This is a genomic window from Bacillus cereus group sp. BceL220 (assembly GCF_051776965.1).
Lineage (GTDB): Bacteria > Bacillota > Bacilli > Bacillales > Bacillaceae_G > Bacillus_A > Bacillus_A cereus.
Window position 1 is genome coordinate 56194 of sequence record NZ_JBPWBC010000016.1, and the last position, 23537, is coordinate 79730.

The window sequence follows — 23537 nt, forward strand, 5'->3', positions numbered from 1 at the left end:
TTGCCTTCCCCATTCATCAATTTGAAAATGATAATCACGACACAAATTGATTATGGTTTCATTCAGTTTATAATCGTATAATACTTTATCTAGTCAAAAAAATAAACTAGTTTTTTTTATTTTTTTTGTAAATTATTTTTCCATCAATCATAGTTAGTACAGGCTTGGCTAAATAATGGAAAGGATGATGAGTCCATAACACGAGATCGGCGTCTTTTCCAACCTCGATGCTTCCAATTCTATCCTCTAACCGCAAATTTCGCGCTGGGAATATGGTGATTCCTTCTAGTGCTGTTTTCTCGTCTAACCCTTCTCTTACTGCGACAGCAGCACAAATATTTAAATACTGAATGGGTGTATAAGGATGGTCTGTTGTTATAGAAACTTCCACACCATTTTTGGATAATATATGGTAAGTATCCCATGTCTTGTTTTTTAGTTCGATTTTAGAACGGCGTGTCAGAGTGGGACCAACTGAAACCTTCAAATTGTGTTTCGAAAGCTCTTCAACAAGAAAGTGTCCTTCTGTACAATGTTCAATACGTAGATCGAGGTTGAATTCCGTTGCAAAGCGTAGCGCAGAACTAATATCATCTGCTCTGTGAGCGTGGATACGTACGGGTATTTCACGACGTAATGCTTTTAAAATAGGAAGCATTCGAAAATCAGCTTCGTGCCCGTAGTGTTGTGCTTCATAGAATGATTCCCGAAGTAACCCCATAATCCCCATACGTGTTATGGATTCTTTTGTTCCATTACTATGGACTTTTTTAGGGTTTTCTCCAAAGGCAATCTTTAAACCAGCAGGTTCTTGAATAATCATATGATCAATACAAGTTCCAGCTGTTTTTATTACACAAGTAGTACCCCCGATAATATTTTGACTGCCAGGCATAACGTGAACGGTTGTAATTCCATTTTGTACAGCGTCTTGAAAGGCGATATCGAGAGGATGGATTCCATCTAAAGAACGAATATGTGGTGTTGAAACTTCAGATGTTTCATTGGCATCATTTCCAGCCCAACCAGTACCTTCATCATAGAGACCAAGGTGAGTATGGACATCAATAAAGCCAGGTAAGAGATGGAGTGCTCGTGCATCTATAACGGTCATATCTTGAGTAGGTTGAATAAAAGGTTTGACCTCGGTAATTCGCTCTCCTGTAACGAGTACATCGCCTTGAAACTTTGGAGATGTAATAGGGTATACAATGGCTTGTTTGAGCAATATTTTCATAGGTACCTCATTTCTGTTACTTTATAATGCTAATGGAAGTTAAGGGAAAGTAACTGAAAGGTTATTTGTATGGTAATGCTTCGGATCCTAGAAAATGAAAGTTTTAAAAGGGCCCATGTAAAATTGTGTTTTAGAAGTACTACATTGTATGCGAAAGTATATTTTGTAATGCATGGTCTATTGCCGGAAATGTGTATTGGTATCCATGTTTAATTGCTTTACTAGGTAATACATGTTGCCCTTCTAGTACAAGTATGCTCATCTCACCTAATAAGGCGTGAAGCATAAATGAAGGGACAGGCAGCCAATGTGGTTTTCTCGTTGCAGCAGCGATGGTCTTTCCAAATTCCTTCATTCTTATAGGTGTTGGTGCTGTCATATTAAGAGGACCATCAATTTCTTTTTTGTGTATGATGAAATCCATCATACGAACGACATCGTCTATATGAATCCATGATAACCATTGTTTCCCAGAACCAATGGTGCCGCCGATATAGAATTGATAGGGAAGTAACATTTTTGGCAAGGCTCCGCCATCTGCACCTAATACAACGCCAAATCTTGTGTAAATTGTTCTTATTCCGAGAGAACATGCTTTAGCTGCTTCTTGTTCCCATAAAAATACTGTTTCTGCTAAAAAGTCATTTCCAGGAGTTTCTTGTTGCTCAGTAAAAGACTCTACTTCAGATGTTCCGTAGTATCCAATAGCACTTGCATTAATAAATGTATGTGGTTTTTTATGGAGTGCCTGCAATTGTTTAATGAGTCCTTTTGTTGTTTGAATTCTACTGTTTAAAATGGCTTTCTTTTGTTTCTTTGTCCATCTACTATTAATAGACTCTCCGGCTAGATTAATAACTACATCAATAGAAGAGAGGGGGAAGGTTTGTAAATCTGGTGTCCATTGAACATACTGAAGTTTAGGGTCGGAAGTTTCAGTAGTTTTTTTTCGTGTGAGGATGTAAACAGTATATCCTTTTTGAACAAAAAAAGTAGAAAGATATTTACCGATAAAGCCTGTACCACCAGAAATTGCGATTTTCACAAGTATTTCCTCCTCATTATATATATTCTTGAAAAGAAAAAATGTTCCTCGACTATGTTAAAATAATAGAGAGGTGAGAGTATGGCTGTCATTACAAAAATAGAAGTACAAAAACGATCGAAAGAACGATTTAATATTTATATTGATAAAGGCCAAGGTGAAGAGTACGGGTTTAGTGTGGATCAAGTAATCTTAATGAAACATGGATTACAAAAAGGCTTAGAAATTGATGAAATAGAGTTAGGAAATATTTTGTACAATGAAGAGGTACAAAAAGCATATTTACAAGCAATCTCCTATTTATCCTATCAAATGAGAACAAAACAAGAAATAGAAGATTTTTTACGAAAAAAAGAAGTGGGACAGGCCATCATCTCTGAAGTCGTTTCGAAATTATTACATGACCGATATATTAATGATAAAGAGTACGCTGTTTTATATACGCGAACGCAAAGTAATGTGAATCGAAAAGGTCCAACTGTTATTAAAAGAGAGTTGTTAAATAAAGGTGTTCAAGATTTACTTATTATGCACAGTTTACAAGAATATCCGAAGGAAAAGCAAATTGAGAATGCCTTGTTTCTCATAGAAAAGAAGAAAAAATCTTATCAAAAGCATTCTTTTTTACAAATGAAGCTAAAGTTAGATGAGATGCTTGTTCGAAAAGGATATTCTAGAGAAGTAATTCAAATTTGTTTGGAAGAATTGAAAGACGAAAGAGATGACGAAAAGCAACAAGAAGCGTTACACTATCATGGGAATAAATATTATGAGAAATATAAGAAGCATGATGGATGGACATTTGAAAACAAGATGAAACAAGCGTTATATAGAAAAGGATTCTCTATTGATGAAATTGAGATATTTTTGCAAATGAAACGCGAAGAGGAATGAGGAGAATAAGATGAATATGCCAAAACGCTACAGTGAAATGACACCGCATGAGCTAAGGGAAGAAATTGGCGCTTTGAAGGAGCAAGCAGTAAAAGCTGAGCAGCTTGGGATTGTCAATGAATTTGATGTATTAATGAGAAAAATGGCAATGGCTCGTGCTTATATGACGGATATAAACAAGTTCCGTATTGGTGAAATATATGAATTAGTAGAAGAACCTGGTGTATTATTTAAAATTACGTATTTCAATGGGGTATTTGCTTGGGGATATAAGCAAAATGATAATGAAGAGATTGGCATACCAATTTCCTTATTGCAAGAAAAATAAAAACCAGAGAGCACATATCTCTCTGGTTTTCATCTTTGGTAGGCGTTAAAGGAGATAGGAGATTCTAAAATTGGCGTTTTTTACATTCATTTGCCAATATAATGAGAGACTGGGTTTGTTGCGTCTGTCCGTTAACTTGCGCTTTCGCATGTTTTGGACGAGTCCACGTATGGTTAAATAATTCAGAACGACTATCTAAGCGATCACGGTAGCTCATCTTTATCACCTCGTGTAGGAAGTTAATTTAATTTGTACTACTCTTCCTGCTGATTTGCAGCACGCATACGTTCTTGTGGGTGCGTGTTAATTGTGCCGTTAGGTCGCTTCGAAGCGAAGCGTGATTTCGCTTTCGGCTGACCGTCGATTTTGCTGTTGTTTTTTGACTCAGACCAAAATTCGGCTTGTTTACCCATTGCGAACGCCCTCCTCCTCATCAGTTGATACCTCTTTAAGAAGTATCACTTATAGAATGTGCAAAACAGAAGAAACTATCCTTTAGAAATGAAGGGATAAATAGGTAAAAGGAGATTAGAACATGAATGATATTTATGAAGCATTAACGAAAGAATTATTAGACAAGAATGACAAGCTTTCTTACGGACAAGCTCGTGCATGGGTTGAATTACTTTGGGAAGATTTTCAAACAACTTATGCAAAATCAGGGCGTTATCAAGGTGAGGAAATGACTGAGCAAGTGGTACGATCATGGATTAATAATCATGGTGTACGCCTTCATGAAATGCGTACAAACAATCCGAAGTATAGTCATTTAATTAATCAAGAAGATCATTTGAAACATTAAAAAAAGCGACTTGAGTCGCTTTTTTTAATGTGGAAGTAATTCCAGTTTTTTTCGAAGTTTTTCTTCACTAAAAATCCATCCTGTATAGGAACTAATAATATTTAAATTATGGTCGAGCTGAACAATCGCGACAAATGGATAATAATCTTTACTTCGATACCGTAAATCAATGAATCGTACTTCGTAATAATGATCATGATCAAAAATATCCCAGCGATATACAGGAGAGAAAGATAGGAAGGCTGAGATGTTTTCATCTTGTTTAGCTGCTCGCATAATATCATTGTCTGGGAACGGTACCCGATCGAACTTGTCATATATCATGATGTTACCACGGTGCCATCTCGCAACGTAGTAATAATCAGCTGTAACGACTGCTAAATGATAATGATAAAATCGGTAAGAAGGAGAAATGATAATCTTTTCGACATTTTTGAAACGTTTGTGTACAACGCTTCTTATATTTCTGTGCATCATAATTCGTCCGATATAGTAAACAATCATTAATATATATGCTGCTAAGGCAGTGTATCCTTTATGAGAACCGACGAGCATGCAAGCAATTGCAAGTATATGGATAAAGAAAATTACGGTATCGAATGTATTAATCACGCCGAGTGCGACCCATTTTTTTGTGAAAGGCCGTAATGCTTGTGTACCATAGGCGTTGAAAATATCTACAAAGACGTGAAGGAAGACTGCAATAAATGACCAAAGTAGTAGATGAAGATATGGAGCGTCTGAAAAGAAGGCGAAAGAGATGCCACTTATAAGGAATGACCAAAGAATTACCGCGGGAATGGAATGAGTAACTCCGCGATGATTTCTTATATATTTAGCGTTATTACGCAATTTTAAAACTGTGTCAATGTCAGGAATGTTGGAACCAGCAATTGTAGCAAGCATAACAGCTTGTGGGCCAATATCACTTTGTGCTATGGCTGGATCTAATGTTGCTAAGCTACCTAAAGTGATACCCATAACAAGGTGAGTGGCTGTGTCCATAGAAATCCACCTCCGTTTTTTATTAATGTAACTCTTTTTATTCGATACCTCAAGTCCTTTGCCTTCAATTTCCTATGTCATCTTACTTAAATTTTTTCCTAAAATCTTTATAATAGTACTTATATGCAAAAAAATGAGGGGGATCAAGTTTGACACTTGAAATACTAAAAAATTTTAATATAGAGCAGTTTCAAAATGATTTAATTGGTTGGTTTGAAGAAGAACAGCGCGACTTACCATGGAGAAAAAATAAAGATCCATACCGCGTTTGGGTTTCGGAAATTATGTTACAGCAAACAAGAGTAGAAGCTGTAAAACCATATTACGCAAATTTTATGGGGAAGTTTCCTACACTTGAAGCGTTAGCGAACGCAGATGATGAAGAAGTATTAAAAGCATGGGAAGGTTTAGGATATTATTCTAGAGCACGTAATTTACATGCGGCAGTAAAAGAGGTAAAAGAAGTATACGGCGGGGTTGTACCGAGTGATGTAAAGAAAATTGAAAAGTTAAAAGGTGTCGGACCATATACAAAAGGCGCTATTTTAAGTATCGCATATGGTATACCAGAGCCGGCAGTTGATGGAAATGTTATGCGTGTATTATCTCGCATTTTATCAGTATGGGATGATATTGCAAAACCAAAGACTCGAAAAGTTTTTGAAGAGATTGTGCGTGAAATTATTTCGAAAGAAAATCCATCTTATTTTAATCAAGGTTTGATGGAGTTAGGTGCATTGATTTGCATTCCAAAAAATCCATCTTGCTTACTTTGTCCTGTACGTGAGCATTGCAGAGGATATGCTGAAGGTGTTCAAAAAGAACTACCAGTAAAAAGTAAAGCGAAAGCTCCTACAATGGTACCGCTTGTTGCAGGAGTACTTCAAACTGAAGATGGTCGTTACGTTATTAATAAACGTCCAAGTAGCGGATTATTAGCTAATATGTGGGAGTTTCCGAATATTGAACTTGGCGAAGGGATTCGAAGTCAGAAAGAACAGCTTATAGATTATATGAAAGAAAAGTTTGAGCTTTCGATTTCTATTGATGAGTACGCAATGAATGTACAACATACATTTACTCATCGTACTTGGGATATATTTGTATTTTACGGAAAAGTAACCGGTGATATTGTTGAAACAGATACATTGAAACTTGTATCGAAAGAAGCATTTGAGCAGTTACCTTTCTCTAAATCGCATCGTACGATTTATGAGAGTTGTGTTGAGAAAATTACAATGCAATAAACAAAAAAGTGTTCCCTAAATTGGGAACACTTTTTTAATCGTAAGAAATTTTTGTCCCATGAGTCCAACTGGCATCACCTTCTTGTAAGCCGCCCCTTGATTCGATCTCTATTACAATTTCTTTATAAATACTTTGCCCTTCCGCATTTAAATAGGGCAAAATCTGTTGTAATGAATGATGAAAATAAGCTAATTCATCTTCTTTCCATTCGTTTTTTGAAAGCATCGTTAGTTCAGTCATATCGCGTCCTATATACATATTTCCACCTCCATTTTCTATAGTTTGAATGAGTAACAAGAGATATATGCGGAATTTTTTTAAAAGAAAATTACGGATAGCTTCTAGTTGAATTGGTTACATTATTGATTGTGGAGGTGAGAAAGATGAGTAAAAAACAACAAGGTTATAACAAGGCAACTTCTGGTGCTAGCATTCAAAGTACAAATGCTAGTTATGGTACAGAGTTTGCAACTGAAACAAATGTACAAGCAGTAAAACAAGCAAACGCACAATCAGAAGCAAAGAAAGCACAAGCTTCTGGTGCACAAAGTGCAAACGCTAGTTATGGTACAGAATTTGCAACTGAAACAGACGTGCATGCTGTGAAAAAACAAAATGCTAAGTCAGCTGCAAAACAATCACAATCTTCTAGTTCAAACGAGTAATGAAAGAAAAACACTTCTCCAATTCGAGAGAAGTGTTTTCTTTGTGTGCGGGTCATTGTAATGAAAAGAAAGTGAACGACATAACTTCTAATAAGTCAACAAATGTTGTCAAAGGAGAAGGAAGTTAAAGATTAGAAATATGTAATTAGGAATAATAACTGATGAAGAAATCCAAAAGGGGGTAAGTAATGAACGATTTTGATAAGTTGGTGGGAGAACAATTGGAAACGATGGATGAGCTGTTAAAATTGCAATCACACTTAGAGAAGTATCAACAAATTGAAATGAATGAAAAAGATACGTGCGATAAAAAAGAACTGCATTTTATCCGTCAGGAAATATATAGAACAGAAGTAGCGTTGAAGATGTTACATGAGAAATTTGAAGAACAAACGAATAGTGTAATCCAATCTTTTACAACTGAAAAAATGATTTCAAATTTAGGATAAGATATATTATTGCCTTCAGGTGAAAAGTCCTTCAAATAGAGAGGGGCTTTTTCTATTACATGTCCTCGTTTATAAATAATACAGTACAATCCTTGTGTTCTGAGAAGATTGGGTATTATTGTATTCAACGATAAACCTCCTGCATATTCAGTGTGGAAAATAGAGTCTTATCCCTTTAGTTTTAAAATTTTGACAAAAAAGTTATAATAGAAGAAAAGTGAATGCCGTTCAAAGGGCATTTGCAGTTGAAAGAAGGGAGCATATATGGGATTTCCCAAAGAAGGAGAAAAAGTACAAATACATAGTTATAAACATAATGGCTCCATTCATAGAATGTGGGAAGAAACAACAATTTTAAAAGGGACACAGAGTCTTGTGATCGGAGCGAATGATCGTACAGTAGTTACAGAATCGGATGGCCGAACATGGATTACGCGTGAACCAGCAATTTGTTATTTTCATGCCAACTATTGGTTTAATGTGATTGGGATGCTTAGGGAAGAGGGCGTATATTATTATTGTAATTTAAGCTCCCCTTTTGCGTATGATTCTGAAGCATTAAAGTATATTGATTATGATTTAGATATTAAAGTGTATCCAGATATGACATATACGCTTCTAGATGAAGATGAGTATGAAAAACATAGTCAAATTATGCAGTATCCACCTGTTATCGATACAATTTTAAAACGAAATGTAGCACATTTAACACAGTGGATTCATCAAAGAAAAGGTCCGTTCGCACCAGACTTCGTAGATATGTGGTATGAACGATATTTAATGTACAGAAATTAAAACAAACCTGCAGGGGGCTTCCCGGCAGGTTTGTCCTATTAGAGGGGGGATTATGTGCAGGGCATAAAAAGATATTTACAATTTGTTAAACCATATCGATGGCTTATCGCTATTACAATTATTATTGGACTAGTTAAGTTTGGTATCCCACTTATTATGCCGTGGTTATTAAAGTATATTATCGATGATGTAATTCAAGGAGGAGGTTCACTTCAAGATAAAACATCTCAATTAATAACAGCGATTGGAATTGCTTTTTTTATTTTTGCGGTATTAAGACCACCGATTGAATATTATCGTCAATATTTCGCGCAGCGTATCGCAAATACAATACTGTATGATTTGCGGAAGTATATTTTTGGTCACTTACAAAAATTAAGTTTACGTTATTACTCCAATACAAAAACAGGAGAGATTATTTCGCGTGTCATCCATGATGTAGAACAAACGAAGGATTTTGTAATTACTGGTTTGATGAACGTCTGGTTAGATACTGCAACAATTGCTATTGCCATCATTGTTATGTTTTCTATGAATATAAAATTAACATTTGTTGCGTTATTGATTTTACCTATTTATGTAATTGCAGTGAAATATTTTTTCGGACGTCTTCGGAAATTGACGAAAGAGCGTTCACAAGCGTTAGCGACGATGCAAGGGTATTTGCATGAACGTATTCAAGGAATGCAAGTGACACGTAGCTTTGCGTTAGAAGAGTATGAGGGGAAGCAGTTTGAAAAAAGAAATAATGAATTTTTAACGAAAGCATTAACCCATACAAGTTGGACGGCGAGAACATTCTCGGCAGTAAATACGTTAACAGATTTAGGTCCGTTACTTGTGATTGGTTTTGCAGCATATGAAGTAATTCAAGGGCAGTTAACGCTAGGGACGATGGTAGCTTTTGTTGGATATATGGATAGTTTATATAGTCCGCTTCGCCGCCTTGTTAATTCATCTACAACATTAACACAATCTTTTGCATCGATGGACCGTGTGTTTGAACTGTTAGATGAAAAATACGATATTGTTAATGTGCCAAATGCGGTACAAACGAAAAAATTAAATGGAGAAATTGTATTTGATAATGTTTCTTTTCGTTATAATGCAGATGAAAAAGAGATATTACACAACTTGTCATTAACTATGCAGCCTGGAGAGAAAGTAGCGCTTGTAGGAGCGAGTGGGGGAGGAAAGTCATCTCTTGCTAGTTTGATCCCGCGTTTCTATGATGTTTCTGAGGGAGCGGTTTATGTAGATGGGATAGATGTAAGAAAGTATAATATGAGAAATTTACGTAGTAATATTGGAATTGTACTGCAAGATAATTTATTGTTTAGCGATACAATTGGAGCAAATATATTATATGGAAATCCGAAAGCTACAGAGCAAGAAGTGATTGCAGCTGCCAAAGCTGCGCAAATTCATGATTTTATTATAGACTTACCAGGGGGTTATAATACTGTCGTTGGAGAACGTGGTGTAAAGCTATCGGGCGGGCAAAGACAACGTGTGGCAATTGCACGAGTGTTTCTAAAGAATCCGTCGGTACTTATATTGGATGAAGCAACTTCGGCATTGGATTTAGAAAATGAAAGGTATATTCAAGAGGCGCTTCAGACGTTAGCTGCTGACAGGACGACGATTATAATCGCACATCGATTAGCGACGATTACGCATGTTGATACGATTATTTACATTGAAGACGGTGAGATTAAAGAGACTGGTTCTCATGAAGAGTTAATGCAAAAAAGAGGATTTTATTACAATTTATATCAACTTCAACATATAACAGAAACAGCTCCTTTAGCATAAAAGGAGCTGTTTTTTTATTCGTCTTCTTTTTTATCATCGATTTGGAGTTCTTTTTCTGGTTTATGGTATGTGTAGAAGCTATCTACAAGTAAATCTAAATGCTCTACTTCTTCACTATAGTTAATAATGGAAGAAATAAGAGGGAAGAGATGTAGCCATGTTTTATATGCTTCTTCATCGTCCTTATTTTGATATTCCATAAAGATATCAATTAATTCTTGTTTACCCGTTTCAACTTCATCAAGCATTTCAACTGATTGTTGTTTTTTTGCTTTACCAATAAATTTTAATAAAACTTGTTCATGATAATGCGTTAATGAGTCAAGTTCGTTTTGGATAGATTCCTGAAACTCTTCCGGCATGTAACGCAGTTCGTTTTCAGTACGGTGTAATGATTTTAACGTACTTAAAGCACGGCTTGTTGTCGCTAACATTTGTCTGAATAAAACGAGCTTACGAATTTTTGCGAACTTTACTTTTTTCGTGTAGCTTCTTTCTTCTTTATACAGCAAATAGTAATGGTTTAATTTGATCATTTTTTCTTTCATACGATCAATATCAGTTTTTAGCGTTGTAAAATCAGAAGCTTGCCTGCTATTCATTCGAATCCATTTTACAATTTCTTCTGTATTATCAACGATACGATGATAAAGTTTTGTTTCATATTTCGGCGGCATAAATACTAAATTTACAAGTGAAGCCGCAATAATACCAATCATAATCGTCGCAAAGCGAAGTAAGGCAAAACTAAAGAAATCTTCGCCTTGATACTCCATAATGGCGATAACTGTTACTAAAGCAATTGATATTGTGTTTTCTAATCGTAATTGCAGTGTAAGAGCAATTACTAATATACATGTTAATCCAATAATAAAAGGATTATGTCCAAAAGCAGTAGCAAATGCGATAGCAAATATCGCACCGATTACATTTGCTTGAATTTGTTCAAGTGCGGTTAAATAAGAACGGTATACAGAAGGTTGAACAGCAAAGATAGCTGAAATTCCCGCAAATACCGGACTCGGTAATTGAAGTAAAATACAAGCAAATAAAGCTAACGTGATGGCAATACCCGTTTTTAAAATGCGAGCACCAAGTTTCATACCCTTAATAAGATCCTTTCTCTTGTCATAATGAATGTACAACATGATACTATACATTCATTACAATATGTTAGCAAGTGATATTTTAGTGACGTTAAAAGAAATTAGTATTCATTTTATCGCGCTAATTGTGAACAGTAAGATTCCCGCCTCTAAATTCAGTAGCTGGATGCCGGTAAACGCTCAATTGCTGTAGGCTAATTAAAGTTTCACTTTATAATTTTTCCTAATTTCTTTTAAACATCAGTTTTTAGTAAAAAGACCTGCTGAATTTCAGCAGGTCTCAAATTGTTACTATAGATTACTATGAGAAGTGTACTTCGTCAATTTTTTCTTAATAATGAAAATTACTCATGTCACTCTGTTGAGATAGATGGATCTGCCTGTTCTTTTTTCGGGATAATTTCAAAAAACTGGTTCTGTATATCATCTAATAACGGGGTTAACAAAGCAACTTCCTCATATTGCTCATGCTCGTTTAGTACACGAATATAGTCTAGCAATAATTCAGTTACATCTTTCAAACCATTTTTACTAATTGGTTGTAATGTAACATTTGCCCCTTTTGCGATTCTTCTTTTTAAGGCCTGTTCTGTTAAGCCTAAGTTTGAATCATGACGTAAATAAACAACACCGCCAGTCATGCCGGCGCAAATCCATGGACCAGGGTCACCTAAAACAAGCGCTCGCCCATTTGTCATATATTCAAAAGCAAACCCTTTAATATTGGAGTATGCCCCTATATTTCCGTGCTCTTTTTCACGGAGTGGTTTTGTTATTCTACCTCCAATTATCATGTCTGCCCCAGAAAGGCGAATGCCAGCGCGAGCATCAGCGTTCCCTTGTACGTATAGTGCCCCTTTTTGTGCGCCATATCCAAATCCTTTTCCGACAGAACCGTTATAATATACTCCGTCTTTTCCTTTTGATTTCGTTATATAAATCCCACCACCAAAGGAAGTTTTACCAATGCCATCTTGTGCGCCGCCATTTACGTGTATAAATAAATTTTCACTATTGTAAGCACCTAACCCATTTCCGGGAATAGAACCATTCGTATACTTTAATGTAAGTGGTTCAAGTTGAGTAGCTTCATATAGTTTACTGCGAACGCGATAACATGATTCTAGACCACCCATAACGCGTTGCTCTACACCAACGCCTACTAATTCTTTTGAGTCAGCGGAATGAACTGTTTTAAATTGTTTTTCCGGTACGCCTTCTGTTGTTGTAACAGATGGATGTTCTATTATTTGTAGTAAATTACGTAAGTTTAATAAATTTTCGCCTCGAACTTGCTCTAATAAATCAGAACGCCCAACAATTGCTTGTAAATTTGTATACCCAAGCTGTCCTGTTAATCGTTTTAGTTCTATACCGAAAGTGGTGAATAAATTTAGCAGGCCAGCAACTGCGCTTTCTAATTCGCGCGGAACGAAGCGGCGTAACCCATGTTCTTTTGCTTGTGCTTCAGACTCAATTTGTGTCGCAATTCCGACATGGCAAGTATCTAGATGACACCCACGGCAAGTAGTACAGCCGATTGCAATCATTGATAGTGTGCCAAATCCAATACGATTTGCTCCGAGGAGCATGATTTTCAAGGCATCATTTACACTTCGAATACCACCATCTGCCCAAATCTCTACTTTATGTCTCATACTTGCTTCTAATAAAGCGTTGTGAGCGGCTTTAACACCAATTTCTACAGGGAGACCTACATGCTGCAATGCGTGAATACGTGCAGCACCTGTTCCGCCATCGAATCCGCTAATGTTAATAAAATCAGCGCCAGCTTTGGCGATACCGACAGCAATTGTTCCGATATTAGGAACGACAGGGACTTTCACGGCTACTTTGGCAAGTTGATTAGCTGTTTTAATTTCTGTAATCATTTGAGCTAAATCTTCAATTGAATAAATATCATGGTTATTAGAAGGTGAAATTAAATCTGAGCCGATTGTCGCATTACGTGCTTCAGCTATTTTGGCTGTCACTTTTGAACCAGGTAAATGTCCACCTTCCCCAGGCTTTGCGCCTTGACCGATCTTGATTTCAATTAAGTTTGATGAGTTTAGTAGTTCGGCATTTACTCCAAATCGTCCAGATGCCACTTGTTGTCCACGTGTATGTGGGTATTTCCCAATCATATCTTTAATTTCGCCGCCTTCACCGTTCAAGCTAATCATATTTAGCTGATCGGCCGCTTCTGCATATGCGCGAAAGGCGATTTCGTTTTGAGAACCAAATGACATAGAACTAATAATAAATGGTAAATTATGATTTTGAATGCCGATAGATACTTCTTCAGTTGGAACGACATGTTTTGTTTGTTTCGTTTGAACAAGGTGTCTGATTGCGATTGGATTATTCTCTTCTAGTTCACTTAACTTGTCACGGTAATCATCATAAGAATTTCCTTTTGCAACATCGCCAATTGCTTTCCAAATTCGCGGGAATATATGAAATGATTTTCGCATTCTAATTTTAGGATTGTTATAATCCTCTGCTCGTATTTTTGCATCTTCAGTAAGTGATTCAAGTGAAAAAGCTAAATCATTTGAACCGAAGAAATTTGTAATTTGTAATATATTTGCAATTTCTTCATGTAACCCAATAGATGAATAGAGACGTCCGTAACCACGTAACTCATGAATTCCAATTGTTGAAATGACTTTTTCTAGTCCTTTATTAAGTGCATTATACAGATTCGTAATTGGTATTTTTGTTCCATCATTTACAGTCGCGAATAATAAATATGGATTAATACTATCTGCTCCTAATCCATATAGCGTTACAATGTCATGTAAGGAGCGAAGGGCACCAGAACGTATAACGAGAGAACAATTGCGGCGTAATTTATTTTCACTTAATGCTTGATGTACTTTAGCGGTAACTAAATGTGGATCAATCCACAAGCGTTCATTTAGATGGGCTTTTGCGTCATCTAATACTAGTAGAGAAGCACCATTGTTAACAGCAGCTATCGCTTCAGAACTAATGCGGCTTAATGCACATTGCAGAGTTTCTGACGAACTGAATGTAGCAGAGATTGTGGCGATAGAGTTATGAGTCATAAATAGCTCTATGAGTTGTTCATACGTAATTGTGTGTAATTCCTCTGCAATAGGTTGTGCCACGCTGCCTTCTAAAATAATTGGTGAAAGCATTTCAACTACAAATGGCCGTTTTGCGCCGCTTAATAAACTTGGACGCTCTCCAAGTACAGTACGTGTAGAGAAGTGTTCAATTTCACGGTCACGGTCAATTGCAGGGTTTGTAACAACAGCTACACTTTCTTTAATAAAGTCAGCGATATTTCGTCTATCAGTATCGAGTGCGGCAAGTGGTGAGTCATGCCCAAGTGAGCGAATGGGCTCAACGCCTTTTGTTGCCATCTGTTCAAGGAGCTGAATATGTTCTCGGTTCCATCCGAAAGCGACGTATTGTTTCGTTTCAACTTGAACAGAATCACATAGCCCTTGGATTTTTTTCGTTTCAGGGATAGATAAATTTAAATGGTAATTGGTAGTATCAATTCGCTTTTTAAGACGGTTATATACTTGGATTTGATATTTGTCATATTCATAAAGAACAAGTTCATCTTGTTCATTCCATTTTAATCCAACCTTTTCTCCAGGGGCGAGTGGTTTTGGTTCTGCTACATATTTAGTTGGTGATACAACTCCAGGTTCAGAAGAGAAAATATAAGAGCTCTCTGTCTCTACTTTCCAGACTGGGCGTAATCCAAGGGAATCAACACTGAAAACAGCTTCATCTTTAAAACGGGAAATGATGCCAGCTGGTCCTTGTGCAAAATGTCCCCATGCTTCACGTATATACGTATATAAATCTTGTAAAGGTGTTTCATAAAGTTTAATTTCATTAATAATTGGAGGGAACAATATTTCCATTGCTTCAAATAAACTGTAGTCGTATTGAACAAGTAGAGTTTCTAAGGTGCGGTTTAAATCTTGAGAGTCACTGCCTCCAGCAGTAAGTGGTACATCAATCATTTCAGCTTGATCGCGTAATTTTGCGATTGTGTTAATTTCACCATTATGTCCGAGAATGCTAAATGGTTGTACACGAAAAAAATTAGATAATGTATTAGTAGAGTAGCGGTTATGTCCTAATGTCATAGTTGAAGCGATAAGTGGATGTTGTAAATCATTATAGTAGGCAACAAGTGTATCACCAGCACCTAGAACTTTATATACAACATGATCACGACTTAATGAAGCAACATGAATTGCTTCGTTTTCCTCTATTTTTATTGTGACAGAAAATAATGTTTGCTCAATATTTGTAATTTCGTTTTCTGCGATAAGGGCAACTTGCCAAAATAAAGGTTCTTCTTGTTTACCAAGTGGACCGAGTGCATCGGAGTTTGTTACATCATCACTTTCGAAAATGATTGTAAAATTTTTGTTGTTTAATTGCGTACGAATATAATCTTTTAAGATAGTAATGTTTTCTTTTTTATTTAGAAAAAAATGTCCAACGATAAAGTGGGGATGATCCACAATCGTTGGATTATATCCGCTACTTTTTAGTTTTTCATTCCAAATCGCTTTTGGTACATCAATGTGAATGCCGATGCCATCGCCCTCACCATTAATGAAACCAGCTCTATGATTCATTTTGACGAGTGATTGAATACAAAGGTCAATGTTTTCTTTGGTAGCAATTTTTCGTTTCTCCATAACGGAAACGATTCCACACGCATCGTGTTCTGCATTTCTATAATCTCGAAATAAAGACGGTGTCCATGTATTTTTTGTATTGAGCATCCGTCAATCCCCCCTCTTATAAAAGTTAGAATAATCTTACTATTTAAGGTGCAAATCACCTTGTACACAGAGATAGTAATGCTGTAAAAGAATATAAAACAGATAATTATGAATAATTATACTATTAATACGGGATTTATGAAATAGAAAAAAGGAAAAAAGAAAGGTGAGCTTTCTTTTTTCCTTTTAATGACGGGATTATTTATTGTCTGCTAGGGCAGCAAATGCTCTGCCGACAGCTTCGATTGTATATTCAATATCTTCTTTTGTATGTTCTGTCGTTAAGAACCATGCCTCGTATTTAGAAGGTGCTAAGTTAACTCCTTCTTGAAGCATAAGCTTGAAGAATTTACCGAACATTTCACCGTCTGTATCTTGTGCGGCATCGTAATCTTCAATTGTATTTGTTGTAAAGTATACAGTTAAAGCTCCTTTTAGACGGTTTAATGTAATGTCGATATTATGTTTCGTTGCTTGCTCTAAAATTCCTTTTTCAAGCATTGCACCAAGTTCATCTAATTTCTCATAAAGTCCTTCTTGTTGAAGCACTTCTAGACAAGCGATACCTGATGCCATAGAAGCAGGGTTTCCTGCCATTGTACCAGCTTGGTATGCAGGTCCAAGCGGAGCAACTTGTTCCATAATTTCTTTCTTACCACCGTAAGCACCGATCGGTAACCCGCCGCCAATAATTTTACCAAGCGCTGTTAAGTCAGGTGTCACACGAAGTAAGTCTTGAGCACCACCGTACATAAAGCGGAAAGCAGTAATAACTTCATCGTAAATTACTAGTGCGCCAGCTTCGTGAACAAGTTCATTCACTTTTTCAAGGAATCCTGGTTTAGGTTCTACAATACCGAAGTTTCCAACAATCGGTTCTACAAGGATAGCTGCTACTTCATGACCCCATTTATCTAACGCCTCTTTTAAAGTTTCTACATTATTAAATGGAACGGTAATAACTTCTTGTGCGATACTTTGTGGTACGCCAGCTGAGTCAGGAGTTCCTAAAGTAGAAGGACCAGATCCAGCTGCCACAAGTACTAAATCAGAATGACCGTGGTAACAACCAGCAAATTTCATGATTTTTGTGCGACCTGTATAAGCACGAGCAACACGAATCGTTGTCATCACTGCTTCTGTACCAGAGTTTACAAAACGGACTTTATCTAATGCAGGCATTGCTTCTTTTAACATTTTTGCGAATTTTACCTCTAGCGCTGTTGGTGTTCCGTAAAGTACCCCATTTTCAGCAGCTGTTGTAATTGCTTTTGTTATATGCGGATGAGCATGTCCAGTAATAATAGGACCGTATGCTGCTAAATAATCGATATATTTATTTCCGTCTACATCCCAGAAATAAGCGCCTTTCCCGCGTTCCATAGCAACAGGAGCGCCGCCGCCAACTGCTTTAAAAGAACGAGAAGGACTGTTAACACCGCCAACGATATGCTCTAAAGCTTCTTTATGTAATGCTTCTGACTTTGTGAATTTCACTACAATTCATCTCCTTACAAAAATCTATGTATTATTCTAACATGTTTTTCGAAAAGACGTATTGTTTGTGATAGCGAAGGCAGTTGGGTAAACTATTCGTTGTGACATTTAGGAGGGGGGTCCGATTATGAAATCGGTAATTGAGGTACAAGGGTTACGTAAAGAGTTTACAGCCTATTCAAGTCGTCCGGGCTTAAAGGGTGCATTTCGCGATTTATTAAATCGTAATTATAAAATAGTACCAGCAGTAAATGATGTATCTTTTACTGTAAAGCAAGGTGAAATGGTTGGTTATATCGGTGAGAACGGTGCTGGTAAATCAACAACAATTAAAATGCTTACGGGGATTTTGACTCCGACATCAGGGCAAATCACAGTAAATGGAATGAATCCACATAAACAAAGAGAAGAATTTGTAAGAACAATTGGTGTTGTCTTTGGACAGCGCTCGCAACTTTGGTGGGATATTGCAGTCCAAGAATCGTTTCGTTTATTAAAGAAAGTGTATGGTGTATCAGACGCTCAGTATAAGGAGCATATGGAGCACGTAATTGAAACGTTAGATATAGGGCCTTTATTAGATAAACCAGTTCGAAAATTATCTCTTGGTCAAAGAATGCGTTGTGAATTAGCAGCAGCCTTAATTCATAATCCACCGTTATTATTTTTAGATGAGCCAACAATTGGGTTAGATGTACTTGTGAAATTGAAAATACGTGAATTTTTAAAAGAAATGAACGAACGTTATAAAACAACAATTTTATTAACTACTCATGATATTACGGATATTGAAGCTTTATGTGAGCGTGTTATCATGCTGGATGAAGGAAATATTATGTATGACGGTTCTTTAAAAAATCTTCGTACGCAGTGGGGAGCAGAGAAGGAAATACACTTTCAGTTTGTTGCACCAGTTTCCTATCAGGCTTTATCAATGGTTATGCCAGATAATCATGTTGTTTGGTCGAAAGCGAAAGAGGAAAACGCATGGGTTGCAAAAATTCCGAATGAAGAAGTTGTTATTTCAATGCTTATTTCTAAAGTAGTACAAGCATTTCAAATTAAAGATTTAAAAATTAACGAAGTGTCTACAGAGGAAATTATTCGTAACATTTATGAAGAAGGTATTACGCATGGGTAAGTATATTGAAATGATTCGAATTCGCTTTTTAATGATGCTTGCGTATCGCACAAACTATTATAGCGGGATTTTAATTTATACAATTAATATCGGCGCATATTATTTTTTGTGGCAAGCAATTTATAGCGGAAAAGAGAATATTGAAAGTTTATCTATTTCGCAAATGACTACGTATATCGCAATCGCGTGGATGGCACGTGCGTTTTATTTTAATAATATAGATAGAGAAATTGCGATGGAAATTCAAGAAGGCCGTGTGGCTGTAGAATTAATTCGTCCTTACAACTATTTAGGTATGAAAGTTATGCAAGGTCTTGGCGAGGGGATATTCCGTTTTGCATTCTTTTCCATCCCGGGCATGGTGATCGTTACGCTATTATTTTCATTGCAAATTACAACGAATTTTCAAACGTGGTTATATTTCTTCTTATCTTTAATATTTAGTTTTATTATTAATACACAAATTAATTTAATGACGGGAATGCTTACGTTTTTCTTATTTAATAATAGTGGAATTATGTATGCAAAACGCGTTGTTATTGATTTATTTTCAGGTCTATTATTACCAATTAGTTTTTATCCGTTATGGGCCCAAAAAGCAATGATGTTTTTACCGTTTCAGGCTATTAGTTATATTCCAAGTATGATTTTTTCTGAAGGTATACAGGGGAGTAAGTTGTATGAGGCTTTAGTATTTCAAGTGATTTGGGCAATTGTACTTATTATTCCAATTGTACTCATGTGGAGAACGGCGAGAAAACGTCTAATTGTACAAGGGGGATGATGAGATGCTATATATAAACTTATTTTTACAATATGCAAGTCAATATATAAAAACGAAATTGGAGTATCGAGGCGATTTTATCGTTGGTTTACTTTCTGATTTATCGCTTCAAGCAGTTAATTTAATATTTATTCTCGTTGTATTTGGGCATACACAAGCATTGAAGGGATGGAGTCGAGAAGAGGTAATCTTTATTTATGGTTTCTTTTTAGTACCATTTGCCATCTTTTCAGCTTTCTTTAATATATGGGATTTTAATGATCGATACATTATTAAAGGGGAGATGGATCGTGTATTAACGCGACCGATCCATAGCCTATTTCAAATTATATTAGAAAGAATGGAACTTGAATCTTTAATTGGAGCCATTACAGGGATTGTTGTAATGGGATATGCAGCTGTGGAGTTACAATTATCTTTTTACTGGTATGATTTCTTCTTATTTATATTGATGGTAGGAGGAGGAGCACTTGTATATGGAGGGATATTTGTTACGCTTGCGAGCCTTGGTTTTTGGTCGGATGCGAAAAGTTCAATTATGCCCCTTATGTATAACATAGGTAATTACGGGCGCTATCCTGTTAATATTTATAATCGTGTAATTCGTTTCATTTTAACGTTTGTTTTACCGTTCGCGTTTGTTGGAGTATATCCAGCAGCATACTTTTTAAGAAAAACAGAATGGAATAGTTATGCATTCGCGACGCCACTTGTTGGTGTTATCTGTTTTACGATTGCAATCAACCTCTGGAACCAAGGAGTAAAAAGATACCGTGGCGCGGGTAATTAATTATAGAAGCTTGTTCGTTTCTAAGGGATAAATCAGTCCTCCACCTCATACATATAAAATGAGGTGGAGGACATGTTATGGGGATTTATTCTATTAATTGCAGCAATCGCTATTTTGAAAAGTGTCCAATTATTATGGAGTTCTTATTCAGATTCAACGCGTTTTTTTTCGCTGTATAATTTGGCCACATTATTTTTGATCTATACAACAGTACTGATCGCGTTTGGATTAAGTTACGTTGTATTAGAGGAAATGGGTTTCGCAGTTTTGAAAGAGGACGGAGAAAGTTTGAACGTTCATTCTTTTCAACTCGTTGAAGTTTGTTTATATTTTAGCGCAGTTACTTTATTGTCTGTTGGATATGGTGACATATCTCCGATTGGAATTGGGCGATGGATTGCAATTGCAGAAGCGCTAATTGGATATACACTCCCTTTTGCTTTTGTGATGAGGTCTGTAATAGACAATGAAAAATAAGGAAGCATTTGTTATAGTAAAGGAAAAGAGTAGGAGTGATAACAATGATTACAGTAGGAGAAATGGCACCAGAATTCACATTAGAGGGAAGTAACGGAGAAGAAGTTAGCCTAGCTGATTTTCGCGGTAAAAATGTAGTTCTCTATTTTTACCCGAAAGATATGACGCCAGGATGTACAACTGAAGCATGTGATTTTCGTGATGCGTATGGAGTATTTCAAGAGAAGGATACGGTTATTCTTGGAGTAAGTCCTGATTCAGCGAATAGACATTTGAAATTCATTGAGAAACATGAATTGCCATTTACACTTTTAGTAGATGAAGATCATAAAGTAGCAGAGTTATACGATGTTTGGAAGTTAAAAAAGAACTTTGGGAAAGAGTATATGGGAATCGAGCGTTCTACATTCCTTATTAATAAAGACGGTGAACTTGTAAAAGAGTGGCGTAAAGTGAAAGTGAAAGGACATATTGAGGATGTTCTTTCTTATATAAAATAAATCTACGTTGGAGATAAAATATGCAGAAACAAGGCAAGTGTCTATACATATTTTACTGCCTTACATAAAGTGGAAGTGTAGGGCATACCTCCTCAGATGATAGTATTCCAAGTGCGATTATGTCGCACTTTTTTCTATGTAATATATGAAGAAAAAGGGAAAGATACATAAAAACAAGTCCTGAATATAAAAATAAACCACATACTTATAGTAGAAATATTGACGATTTATAAGAAAAGGAGTACACTCTTTATAAGAATTATAAAATAATAATCCGTATAGAATCGGGGTGCATGACGGTGGTCAAAGAAGAATTAAAAGAAGCGCTAGAAATGCTGAAAAATACGGGTGTACGCATTACTCCACAGCGTCATGCTATTTTAGAGTACCTTGTGGAATCAATGACGCACCCAACAGCGGATGATATTTATAAAGCATTAGAAGGTAAGTTTCCAAATATGAGTGTTGCAACTGTCTATAATAACTTACGTGTGTTTAAAGAGGTTGGACTTGTAAAGGAATTAACTTATGGAGACGCTTCAAGTAGATTTGATTATGTTACAAGTCAACATTATCATGTGATTTGCGAAAAATGTGGTAAGATTGTTGATTTTCCTTATGGAGGCTTGGAAAAGCTGGAAGAGGAAGCTGCGAAAACGACAGGCTTCGTTATCAATAGTCATCGCTTAGAAATTTATGGCGTTTGTCCAGAGTGTCATAAGGCGTAATATATAATAAAGAAAGAGGCTGACGGCTATACGTCAGCCTCTTTCTTTATTATATAAGGATTAGCGTGAGGTTAATCGGGATTTACAGTGCTAAGTTAGTAAGAAGGGTTAGATAAAAGTTTGTCGAATTTACTTTGTATTGGTGGAAATGAATTCTTGGAGGGGACATTTTGAAGAAATATGAGATTAAAAGTGACATTCCAACATTGGAAGAATATAAATATCTATGTGATTCTGTGGGATGGACTAATTATATGAACTTTGAGGTGGTGGAAATATCACTTCAAAATTCGATTTACTGTATAACAGTCAAGGATAATAATCAAATCATCGGCATGGGCAGAATTGTTGGTGATGGGGCTATCTATTTCTATATTCAAGATATAGTGGTTCATCCAGAGTATCAAAAGAATGGTATTGGAAAGAAAATAATGAATACTTTAGTAGAATACTTAAATCAGAATGCTCCAGATAAAGCATTCATTGGTTTGTTTGCGTCGCAAGGGAAAACGTCATTCTACGAAAAATATGATTTTAAAGATTATTCGCCTAACATGACAGGGATGTTTACTGTTATTTCGAAAAAATAGGTGTAATAAATTTAATAAAACAATTAAAAAGTTGATTTCTTAATAAATCAACTTTTTAATGAGTTGAAACGTTTGTAGTGTTGCAAACTCGTATTTCCCTTGATACTTATGATTTATAACTCTTCTTGTTATACTTTTCATCAAATTCTTTTCCTTCTAGATCTCGATCTAGTGTTAAAGGTTGATTGCAGTGCATACATGCATCGACACGGCCGAGCATTTTTGTTGGCTTATCACAGCTTGGACAAATAATTTGGATAGTCTTAGTAGATAACATACCAATCCAAAAGTAAACGACAGTGCTAGCGATAACAGCTAAAAAGCCAACCATCATAAAAGTTGTCATGATAATAATGTTTTCGCGGAAAAAGACACCTAAGTATGCAATGAAGAGGCCGATAAATACTAAACTTAATGCAAAGGTCCGGATTTTATTGATTTTGTTTGAATACTTAATGCTCATTCTCACCACACTCCTATAATAATAATATAACATAAAATTTAGAATTTTCACTCTCGTGTAAATTGATAAAGAGATAAGATATGAAATGGATAGGAGAGGAGCCATGAAGAATGAATGGGTGCTATAATGATTTTTAAGTTTTTAACGGGATGTGAAATTTTTTTGTAAAAAGTATTGACCCTGTATATACTGCATGATATATTAATAACCGTCGCTGATGCGGAAACGCAGAAAACGACAAAAAAGAAATTGAAAAACTTAGTTGACATTGAAAAATGAAGATGTTAACATAAGGAAGTCGCAAATGAGCGACCAAGTAGTTCTTTGAAAACTGAACGAAACAAACAACGTGAAACGTCAATTTTTATTTTTAGATGCTAGACAAACT

General features: G+C 36.0%; 25 protein-coding genes. 15 read left to right on the top strand and 10 right to left on the bottom strand.

Annotation, left to right across the window (positions count from 1 at the left end):
* Positions 1-106 precede the first annotated feature (106 nt).
* Positions 107-1237 (bottom strand): amidohydrolase, encoded by a 1131-nt coding sequence (locus ACS2FK_RS26325; protein WP_000698297.1) that lies wholly within the window; start codon positions 1235-1237, stop codon positions 107-109.
* Positions 1238-1376: 139 nt separating this feature from the next.
* Positions 1377-2282 carry a TIGR01777 family oxidoreductase gene (locus tag ACS2FK_RS26330; protein WP_000684406.1) on the bottom strand — a complete coding sequence of 302 codons (906 nt, stop codon included), beginning with the start codon at positions 2280-2282 and terminating at the stop codon, positions 1377-1379.
* 81 nt (positions 2283-2363) lie between these two features.
* Between ACS2FK_RS26330 and recX the strand changes: the two genes are divergently transcribed.
* Complete coding sequence (gene recX, locus ACS2FK_RS26335; protein WP_000268513.1) at positions 2364-3176, top strand: recombination regulator RecX; 813 nt, start codon at positions 2364-2366, stop codon at positions 3174-3176.
* A gap of 10 nt (positions 3177-3186) precedes the next feature.
* Entirely contained in the window at positions 3187-3504 is a 318-nt protein-coding gene (locus ACS2FK_RS26340; protein WP_001057023.1) for a YfhH family protein, read from the top strand.
* A gap of 64 nt (positions 3505-3568) precedes the next feature.
* Here ACS2FK_RS26340 and ACS2FK_RS26345 read toward each other — a convergent pair whose 3' ends face one another.
* Together ACS2FK_RS26345 and ACS2FK_RS26350 are read right to left on the bottom strand one after the other, a co-directional pair.
* Positions 3569-3721, bottom strand: a complete 153-nt coding sequence (locus ACS2FK_RS26345; protein ID WP_000122093.1) for a YpzG family protein — start codon at positions 3719-3721, stop codon at positions 3569-3571.
* A 37-nt stretch (positions 3722-3758) separates the two neighbouring features.
* Positions 3759-3917, bottom strand: a complete 159-nt coding sequence (locus ACS2FK_RS26350) for a small, acid-soluble spore protein K (RefSeq protein WP_000517891.1) — start codon at positions 3915-3917, stop codon at positions 3759-3761.
* Positions 3918-4039: 122 nt separating this feature from the next.
* Between ACS2FK_RS26350 and ACS2FK_RS26355 the strand changes: the two genes are divergently transcribed.
* Positions 4040-4306 carry a YfhJ family protein gene (locus ACS2FK_RS26355; RefSeq protein WP_000998159.1) on the top strand — a complete coding sequence of 89 codons (267 nt, stop codon included), beginning with the start codon at positions 4040-4042 and terminating at the stop codon, positions 4304-4306.
* Positions 4307-4330: 24 nt separating this feature from the next.
* On the opposite strand, the gene ACS2FK_RS26360 is transcribed toward ACS2FK_RS26355, so the two are convergent.
* Positions 4331-5311 (bottom strand): metal-dependent hydrolase, encoded by a 981-nt coding sequence (locus ACS2FK_RS26360; protein WP_000379115.1) that lies wholly within the window; start codon positions 5309-5311, stop codon positions 4331-4333.
* Positions 5312-5460: 149 nt separating this feature from the next.
* On the opposite strand from ACS2FK_RS26360, the gene mutY reads away from it, so the two are divergent.
* Positions 5461-6558, top strand: coding sequence for an A/G-specific adenine glycosylase (mutY, locus tag ACS2FK_RS26365; protein ID WP_000171383.1), 1098 nt, complete (start codon positions 5461-5463; stop codon positions 6556-6558).
* A gap of 34 nt (positions 6559-6592) precedes the next feature.
* On the opposite strand, the gene ACS2FK_RS26370 is transcribed toward mutY, so the two are convergent.
* Complete coding sequence (locus ACS2FK_RS26370; protein ID WP_000275439.1) at positions 6593-6817, bottom strand: hypothetical protein; 225 nt, start codon at positions 6815-6817, stop codon at positions 6593-6595.
* Positions 6818-6942: 125 nt separating this feature from the next.
* Between ACS2FK_RS26370 and ACS2FK_RS26375 the strand changes: the two genes are divergently transcribed.
* The 4 genes from ACS2FK_RS26375 (at position 6943) to ACS2FK_RS26390 (ending at position 10283) form a co-directional block, all read left to right on the top strand.
* Positions 6943-7224, top strand: coding sequence for a gamma-type small acid-soluble spore protein (locus ACS2FK_RS26375; protein WP_000039034.1), 282 nt, complete (start codon positions 6943-6945; stop codon positions 7222-7224).
* A gap of 188 nt (positions 7225-7412) precedes the next feature.
* Positions 7413-7673, top strand: a complete 261-nt coding sequence (locus ACS2FK_RS26380) for a YgaB family protein (protein ID WP_000997586.1) — start codon at positions 7413-7415, stop codon at positions 7671-7673.
* 264 nt (positions 7674-7937) lie between these two features.
* Positions 7938-8468, top strand: coding sequence for a nucleoside tri-diphosphate phosphatase (gene ntdP / locus ACS2FK_RS26385; RefSeq protein WP_000506627.1), 531 nt, complete (start codon positions 7938-7940; stop codon positions 8466-8468).
* A gap of 54 nt (positions 8469-8522) precedes the next feature.
* Complete coding sequence (locus ACS2FK_RS26390; RefSeq protein ID WP_063546358.1) at positions 8523-10283, top strand: ABC transporter ATP-binding protein; 1761 nt, start codon at positions 8523-8525, stop codon at positions 10281-10283.
* Positions 10284-10297: 14 nt separating this feature from the next.
* On the opposite strand, the gene ACS2FK_RS26395 is transcribed toward ACS2FK_RS26390, so the two are convergent.
* From ACS2FK_RS26395 to hemL, 3 genes are all read right to left on the bottom strand, one after another.
* On the bottom strand, positions 10298-11386 hold the full coding sequence (locus ACS2FK_RS26395) for an aromatic acid exporter family protein (protein WP_000765787.1): 1089 nt from the start codon (positions 11384-11386) through the stop codon (positions 10298-10300).
* Between the two features lie 356 nt (positions 11387-11742).
* Positions 11743-16179 (bottom strand): glutamate synthase-related protein, encoded by a 4437-nt coding sequence (locus ACS2FK_RS26400; protein WP_063546360.1) that lies wholly within the window; start codon positions 16177-16179, stop codon positions 11743-11745.
* Between the two features lie 198 nt (positions 16180-16377).
* A complete protein-coding gene (gene hemL, locus ACS2FK_RS26405) occupies positions 16378-17676 on the bottom strand; it encodes a glutamate-1-semialdehyde-2,1-aminomutase (RefSeq protein ID WP_063546362.1) in 1299 nt (432 codons plus the stop codon).
* A 127-nt stretch (positions 17677-17803) separates the two neighbouring features.
* On the opposite strand from hemL, the gene ACS2FK_RS26410 reads away from it, so the two are divergent.
* The 7 genes from ACS2FK_RS26410 to ACS2FK_RS26440 all read left to right on the top strand — a co-directional run bounded on the left by ACS2FK_RS26410 (position 17804) and on the right by ACS2FK_RS26440 (position 22686).
* Positions 17804-18817 carry an ABC transporter ATP-binding protein gene (locus ACS2FK_RS26410; protein ID WP_000843653.1) on the top strand — a complete coding sequence of 338 codons (1014 nt, stop codon included), beginning with the start codon at positions 17804-17806 and terminating at the stop codon, positions 18815-18817.
* Positions 18810-19601 carry an ABC transporter permease gene (locus tag ACS2FK_RS26415; protein WP_000521519.1) on the top strand — a complete coding sequence of 264 codons (792 nt, stop codon included), beginning with the start codon at positions 18810-18812 and terminating at the stop codon, positions 19599-19601. Before ACS2FK_RS26410 ends, ACS2FK_RS26415 begins: the two co-directional genes overlap by 8 nt.
* A gap of 4 nt (positions 19602-19605) precedes the next feature.
* Complete coding sequence (locus ACS2FK_RS26420) at positions 19606-20391, top strand: ABC transporter permease (protein ID WP_000965774.1); 786 nt, start codon at positions 19606-19608, stop codon at positions 20389-20391.
* A gap of 72 nt (positions 20392-20463) precedes the next feature.
* Complete coding sequence (locus tag ACS2FK_RS26425; RefSeq protein WP_000964345.1) at positions 20464-20868, top strand: potassium channel family protein; 405 nt, start codon at positions 20464-20466, stop codon at positions 20866-20868.
* Between the two features lie 44 nt (positions 20869-20912).
* Complete coding sequence (gene bcp, locus ACS2FK_RS26430; protein WP_000633711.1) at positions 20913-21368, top strand: thioredoxin-dependent thiol peroxidase; 456 nt, start codon at positions 20913-20915, stop codon at positions 21366-21368.
* A gap of 299 nt (positions 21369-21667) precedes the next feature.
* Positions 21668-22096, top strand: coding sequence for a peroxide-responsive transcriptional repressor PerR (gene perR, locus ACS2FK_RS26435; protein ID WP_000237829.1), 429 nt, complete (start codon positions 21668-21670; stop codon positions 22094-22096).
* 170 nt (positions 22097-22266) lie between these two features.
* Entirely contained in the window at positions 22267-22686 is a 420-nt protein-coding gene (locus tag ACS2FK_RS26440) for a GNAT family N-acetyltransferase (protein ID WP_000759744.1), read from the top strand.
* A 106-nt stretch (positions 22687-22792) separates the two neighbouring features.
* Here the strand turns inward: ACS2FK_RS26440 and ACS2FK_RS26445 are convergent, their stop codons facing one another.
* A complete protein-coding gene (locus ACS2FK_RS26445; protein ID WP_000025058.1) occupies positions 22793-23149 on the bottom strand; it encodes a YgzB family protein in 357 nt (118 codons plus the stop codon).
* Positions 23150-23537 lie beyond the last annotated feature (388 nt).